3 protein-coding genes and 3 pseudogenes are annotated in these 6,977 nt (G+C 57.2%); 2 read left to right on the top strand and 4 right to left on the bottom strand.

From position 1 onward, the window contains the following. A pseudogene (locus tag HDG33_RS36395) lies at window positions 1–275 on the top strand (hypothetical protein); the annotation flags it as partial. Between the two features lie 469 nt (window positions 276–744). Here the strand turns inward: HDG33_RS36395 and HDG33_RS36390 are convergent. Further along, window positions 745–1,989, bottom strand: a complete 1,245-nt coding sequence (locus tag HDG33_RS36390; RefSeq protein ID WP_184041105.1) for an HlyD family type I secretion periplasmic adaptor subunit — start codon at window positions 1,987–1,989, stop codon at window positions 745–747. Further along, window positions 1,986–4,361 carry a type I secretion system permease/ATPase gene (locus HDG33_RS36385; RefSeq protein WP_184041103.1) on the bottom strand — a complete coding sequence of 792 codons (2,376 nt, stop codon included), beginning with the start codon at window positions 4,359–4,361 and terminating at the stop codon, window positions 1,986–1,988. The genes HDG33_RS36390 and HDG33_RS36385 overlap by 4 nt, the downstream gene beginning before the upstream one ends. A 542-nt stretch (window positions 4,362–4,903) precedes the next feature. On the opposite strand from HDG33_RS36385, the pseudogene HDG33_RS36380 reads away from it, so the two are divergent. Next, window positions 4,904–5,613 (top strand): annotated as a pseudogene (locus HDG33_RS36380) (response regulator). A gap of 126 nt (window positions 5,614–5,739) precedes the next feature. Here the strand turns inward: HDG33_RS36380 and HDG33_RS36375 are convergent. Further along, the gene (locus HDG33_RS36375) at window positions 5,740–6,423 is read right to left on the bottom strand and encodes a response regulator transcription factor (protein ID WP_184041101.1); all 684 of its coding nucleotides are present in this window, start codon (window positions 6,421–6,423) and stop codon (window positions 5,740–5,742) included. A 404-nt stretch (window positions 6,424–6,827) separates the two neighbouring features. Next, a pseudogene (locus tag HDG33_RS36370) lies at window positions 6,828–6,977 on the bottom strand (IS256 family transposase); the annotation flags it as partial.

The following is a 6,977-nucleotide window of genomic DNA, read 5'->3' as shown; positions in this document are numbered from 1 at the left end:
GCACGTTCCCGGACTTCAGCAGAAAACTTGTTCGACTTGTTCATGGCTCCATTTTCTCAAGAGTTGGAGCCTCCACCAAATCCGGGGCGGTTCAGGCGTGGCTTTCACCACCACGCCACACCGAGTATCGCTGCGTATGGGTTTCTGATGGCTCAGCGACTCCAAATGCAATCAGATGGACGCGATAAAAAAACTTCCTTGAACGCGCGCTGCCTGCCCTTCCCCCGGATTACATCCCCCGGGGCAGTCCAGCGCGCTCAACGCCACGTTCCTGATTCCATTACCACGTTGCGCATCCTGCTTGGACTAAGGCTCATGCAACGATGGCTCTCTTCCTGTATGGCAATAGAGCGCGCAACTAATTATCTGACACAGTAAGATTAGGGAATCGTCATAGCGCCGTCGCAGTTATGACCATGGTTGCACCCTTCGCTATGTCGTTAATCCGGTCTTGAGCACCGGCAATACGTTGATCTGCGTAGTCGTAGTCATTGGATTCGCCTCTTGCTGGTTCAACCGGCCGCAATCATGCGTACCGTAGCGCCACGATCAACAACGACGCGCGAATCATTCCAAGCGCCGCAGCGTGTCGTGCCGGGTCAGGCGCGCTCCAGCGCAGCGAGCTTCTTCCGACCACGGCATGCAGACCCGGAAAGACGCGGGCTTCCAACCGGGAATCTTCCGGTTTCCTCCATGCTCACCCGTGCATGGCATTACCGGAAGTCAGCAGATCCAACGAGATAATCACCGCTCCCGGAACGCTTCACGAGCCTTGAAAATCGGCTTCAGAATGTAGTCAAGAATGGTTTTCTCACCGGTACGGATGTCGACCGTCGCGATCATCCCGGGCAGAATCGGTAAGCTTTTTCCGCCTGCATGCAACTCACTGGAGTCTGTCAGCACAAGCACGCGGTAATACGTCGCATCGGGCCGGCCCGATGCGGCCTTCTGGTCGTCCTTGAGCGTGTCGGGGCTGATGTGCTGAACCGTGCCTTTCAAGCCTCCATAAATTCCGTAGTCGTAAGCCGTAATCTTTACGGTGGACGGTTGATTAGGATGCAGGAATGCGACGTCCGAAGGCTTGATGCGTGCCTCGACGAGCAATTGATCTTCCAGCGGGACAATTTCCATGATGTGCTCGCCCGGCTGGATGACCCCGCCAATCGTATTGAAGCGTATATTCTTCACCGTGCCGTACACCGGTGCAATCACAGTCGTACGCTGTAGAACATCCGCACGACCCACTACGGTTTCGCTGGTTTGCGCCAGTTCGAGTTCCAGCTTCGTGAGTTCCGAGTTTGCGTCGGCCTGAAATCTGTTGCGACGCTCGACGATCTGTGAGCGCAGCTCGTTTGCCTGCCGGCGCATGCGGAGCAGTTCGACTTCAGAAACAAGACCTTTGGCCGCCAGCGGCTCGGCCAGGCCAATTTCCTTGCTCGACAGCGAGTAGCTCTTTTCCAACGCGGCCACGCTATCGTTCAGTGCACGACGTCGCGCGTTGTAAGCAAGCGTCTCCTGCTTCACGACCGTAGGCACGGCTTTCACGTCGTCAGGAAACGTCAGCGGCTGCTCGTACGCCTCGGCACGCAAACGCGCAATCGTCGCCTTCAGTCCTACTGACTTGGACCACGCTTCGCGATAGCTCGTCTCGGCTCGCGTCGGATCGATCTTTGCCAGCACTTGTCCCTTCTTGACAATGTCGCCTTCACGTACGTCCAGTTGTTCGAGAATGCCGCCCTCAAGACTCTGGATGACCTGTTCACGGCTCTTCGAAATGATGGTCCCCTCGCCGTGCGTTATCTCCTCCACGCGCGCAAAGTACGCCCAGGTCAGACCGCCGGCCAGGACCGTGAGAATGACGTAAAGCATGATCATTGAGCCCGGCGTCGACTGCGTCAGCAGCGATTCCCGGATGTCGCTCATGAAAGCAGCGTCGCCTTTGGCGAGCTTAGCCTTTTTCTTGCCTCGTTTGAAAATATTGAAGTTCATTGCGATTGCTCCTTGTTCGGTGCGCCTGCCTGCGTATTACCCGCTTGCGCAGCGGCTGCCGGTACCGTCTTTTTGGCGCTCATGATCCTGATCTTCGCGGCAACGGCCTGAGGCGCCACGGGCGTATTTGTTGCGGCCGCGACGCCGGGCGAGGTGCCCGGTCGCGCGCGCTTCGGCGTTCCATCCACCGCTGCCGGTTCGCTCTTGCCTGACAGCATCGCGAGGATCTTGTCCTTCGGACCATCGGCCACGACCTTGCCTTCTTCGACTACGACAATCCGGTCAACCAGGGCCAGCAAGGATGGGCGATGGGTCACCACAACGATCGCCTGCCCCGCAGTTGCACGCGCGAGATGTTCAAGGAAGAGCGCCTCGGTTTGGGCGTCCATTGCGCTCGTCGGCTCATCGAGCAACAGGAGCTCCGGCCGGGCAAGGAGGCTGCGGGCCAGTGACACCAGCTGACGCTGGCCACCGGAGATGCCCGCACCACCTTCTCCGATTGGGAGGTTGATACCCCGTGGGTGGCGGCTAGCGACATGATCAAGCCCTGTCAAACGTATCACGCGTAGAAACTCGTCGGCGCTCGCTTCAGGCCGTCCGATCATCACGTTTTCGCGCAGACTGCCGTGAAAAAGACGCGCGTCCTGGCCCACGTACCCCACAGCTTTGCGCCAGTCGGCGAGGTCAATCTGCTCAACGTCCAGACCGTCCGTGAACATCTGCCCTCCGACCGGCGCGTAAAGACGCGCCATCACACGCAGAAGGGTCGATTTACCGCTCCCAATGCGGCCCAGGATAGCAACCCGCTCGCCGGACTGGATGCTCAAATTGACGTCCTTCAGAATCGGCGGATTCGGTTGCATCTCCTGTGTGGGATACGAGAAGCAGACGTCCTTCAGGGTGATTTGCCCCGAGAGCGAAGGCTTCGGCAGATACGTGCGCGATGAATCGCGATCGACAGGCATCGCCATCAAGCTATTCAACGAATGTAGCGCGGCCTTTGCCTGCTGGAAGCGCAAGGCGAGTCCCATCACCTGGCTCAGCGGCGCAGTAATCCGGCCAGCCAGCATCACCGTACCGATCAACGCGCCTTGCGTGAGCTCGCCTGCGTCGATCAGGTAGACGCCGAACACGATCAGCACCACGGTCTGCAACTGCTGCAACAAGGTAATGAAGCTCGTCGCTTTGCTGGAAATCTGACGCGACTTCATCGAAGAAGATGCCGCCATCGCGCTGAAAGACTCCCAGCGCTTTTGCATATGCCCTTCGCCACCCACCGCCTTGAGTGTTTCCAGACCTTCAACCGATTCGATCAACACGCCCTGCTTGAGCGACGCTTCCTTGAGGTTCTCTTTCATGATCCGCGCGAGCGGCCATTGCACCAACAGACTCACACCGATGATCAACGGGATCATCAGCAACGGCACCCAGCCGAGCGAACCGCCGACCGCGAATACCACGCCTACAAAGACGAGCACGAATGGCAGATCGGAAATTGCAGAGAGCGTGGCAGAGGTTGCGAAGTCGCGCACCGACTCGAACTCGCGCAACTGGTTGGCGAATGACCCTGCCGACGACGGTTTGTGCTCCATGCGGATGGAGAGCGCCTGGCGGAACAAAAGCGTGCCCATGACCAGGTCGGCTTTCTTGCCGGCGACGTCGAGTAAATGGCTACGTACATGGCGCGAGATCGCTTCGAACAGCATCGCAATTCCAACCCCGATCGCGAGCGACCAGAGCGTGACGTAGGCCTGGTTCGGGACCACGCGGTCATACACGTTCATCGTGAAAAAGACGCTGGCAAGGCCGAGCACATTGATCAGCAATGCACCGAGCGCAGCACTCGCGTAGTAGCGTCGATAACGCCATAGCGTGCCCAGCAACCAGTGGCCGGCCGGTTCGACGCTATCCCCTTCGCGCAGCTCGACTTTGGCCGTCGGCTTGACCAGAATGGCGTAGCCCGAATAGATTTCGTCCATTTCCTCTTGGGTGTACTCCACGGGCTCGGGACCAATTTCCGGCACCATCACCTGATATAGAACGCGGCTTTTGGCTTCCTTGTCCGGATTCGCACTCCGACCCAGCAGCACGCAGCCACCCGTGCGGCGATGCAGCAAGATGACCGGCAGCACGTGCTCCGGCAGCAGTTGCAGACGACGCTCCACCAAGCCCGCCGTGAGGCCCGCGTTTGACAGGGAGTCGAGCGCCAGTGACGGCGAAAGCATGCCGCTCTTCGGCAGCCCCGCGGTGAGCGCCTGCGCCGTCTTGCCGCAACCGTAGCGCTCGCAGATCCACATCACGGAACCGAGGAGGCCGTCCTCGTTGGTGAGGGGCGCGGCAGCCTGTACGTCAGGAAAATCGTTTCGAGTCATGATCGTAACCGGTTAGATTGAAGTATGTGGTGCGACACCTGAACCGCAATCCAGACTCAGAAAACAATGAAGCAATGCTCGTCGTTTAAAGGATCGATTCGGCTAATTCGGGTGACCTGATGAACGAAACATGAGATTTCGTACTGGCTCCAATTGTCCGGATATCGGTGACCCCGCGAAATCAGACAGCCGCGACAACATAGTGAGACTGGTACGAATTTTTAGTTCGCAGTCTTTCACAAGCACTGATTTCCGCGCGCGATTGTCTGACCAGATAGGGCCGCCAGTATCAACGGTGGCCAACCCACTATTCGCCTGTTAATCTTGTATCGTTACTAGTAACATGAAGTTAAAGTCCGACGTTTGTCGATTTAAATTCGTCTCAGTGCGGTGAAACATGAAATGGCACCGATTTAAGGTTAGAAACCTGACAGACAGGCTGACCAGCCCCAGGAAAACGGTCCCGCTTTCTCATAGTCGCATTGCTTATGCGGACGCGTTGTAATGCAAGGCATTGTGCCCGGAGATAAAGGACGCCCCAGATGGAGAATGCCGCCATCCAGGTCATGTTTGCCGACGATCACCCGCGATCGTTGCCGGACTGATTTACATGCTTGAAGAACACCGTACCATCAAGACAGTGGGCACCTGCACAAACTCGACCGAGCTGATCGCGGAACTCGGCACGCAGCCATGCGATGTACTGGTGTGCGATTACTCCATGCCGGGCGGCAATTACGGTGACGGCATTACGCTGTTTTCATTTTTGCGGCGCCGATACCCGGCCATGCGCATTGTCGTGCTGACGATGATCGACAACCCAGGTATCATCCGCTCGCTGCTCAAGCTCGGCATTCAGTGCATTCTGAGCAAGGCCGACCCGATGGAACATCTGGTCGCCGCGATTCACGGCGCATATGCAGACGCACGTTATTTCTCTCCAACCATTTCAAAGATTGTCTGGCAACTCAACGTGGATACATCTGCCTCCGGCAGTCGAGCGCTTACTGCACGCGAATCCGAAGTGGTCCGACTCTTCGTGTCGGGACGGTCGGTCAACGAAATCGCAGCGCAACTCAAGCGCAGTAAACAAACCATCAGTTCGCAGAAAGCCAGCGCAATGCGCAAGCTAGGCGTGGGAAACGACATCGAGCTGATCAAGTGTTCGATTGACACGGCGCCTACCCTCGTACCGGAAGATGGTGCCCATGATGCGTCCGATCCGACGCAGCCACGCGACGGCAAACCCTGACGACGAGATGAGAGCGGCGACGAGGGCCTTTAAGTGCATACGCGACCGAGGGTCGCATCGCAACAAAAAACACTAAAAGCGCAAAAGCGATGAGTTTGGACGCGTGTGATGCGAAGACTGATCCGGTCAGATCTCCGGCTGCGACCCATCGGTCGCCACACCGAGCCCAGCTTCGTATGCAAAGTGAAACAGGTCGGCGTCCCGTTCAATCCCGAGCTTTCGCATCGCGCGGGTCTTTTGGGCACTGATTGTCTGCTTAGTGCGATGTAGTCGGTCGGCGATTTCATTCACAGACATACCTGACACGAACAGCCGGATGACTTCCGTTTCGCGCGTGCTCAGCGTTTGGGTGCGTTCGTTCCGACCAGGAGAGGAATCCGGAATAGCGTCTTTCAGGCTTCGCGAGGTAGAAAGAAAGTAGGTGGCGCCCGCATAGACAGCGTGAATCGCGGAAATCAAATGGCTCGTGTCATGAGCTTTACTTAACACCGAATGCACGCCACGCTTTGACATTTCACGCGTAATGGCAGGGTTTTCGATAGTCGTGAAGACTACGATCTTGAGCGCCGGGTAGGTTCGTCGCAAGAATGCCAGCAACGTCAAGCCGTCCCCGTACTCTCCACCGGGCATCGCGTAATCGGTAATGAGGACATCGCAAGGGGCGCTGTTCAGCACCTTGATGAGTTCGCCGGAGCCTCCTGCCGTGCCTGTAATTTCCAGCGTAGGTACAGCGGAAAGTTCGTGCTTGATACCGGAAAGGAGTGCCGGATGATCGTCGGCCAGCACGACACGGATTTTCATTTTGCTCATGCAAAGCTCCGCGGAAATGGGATGAACCGGGCCGCGACGGCAAGCTCAATGTACCCGAATCTGACTTATCCGAGAATACCCTCTCGGAAACTGGAAAGCAAAATAAGTGGGGCAAATTCGACTGACTGGAGAATTTATGGCTTTCCCTCGTATGTGTCGGATTTCCGAGGGCTGGCCACCTGGAACCGAGAGCTGGGCCATTGTCGACGTTGTCAGGTAGCTGAGGTCGTCGCGAAGAGGGTCAGATGAAGAAATCAAAATCGCTTGAGGGGGTGTCCGGAATTTTGTGTAAACGGGTTGAGGTTTAACCCGGCACCAGCCGCTCTTCGAACTGGATCGTGAAGCGGTTCAGTGCGGCCTTCCAGTCGGGGGGTGTCCGGAATTTTGTGTAAACGGGTTGAGGTTTAACCCGGCACCAGCCGCTCTTCGAACTGGATCGTGAAGCGGTTCAGTGCAGCTTTCCAGTCGCGGATCGGCATCGTCCACTTCTTGCTGATGTTGTTCAGGGCCAGGTAAAACAGCTTGGTGACGGCCTCATCGGTCGGGAACGAGCT

Source organism: Paraburkholderia sp. Cpub6 (genome assembly GCF_014201065.1).
GTDB lineage: Bacteria > Pseudomonadota > Gammaproteobacteria > Burkholderiales > Burkholderiaceae > Paraburkholderia > Paraburkholderia tuberum.
This window is presented reverse-complemented; position numbering and strand designations above follow the sequence as displayed.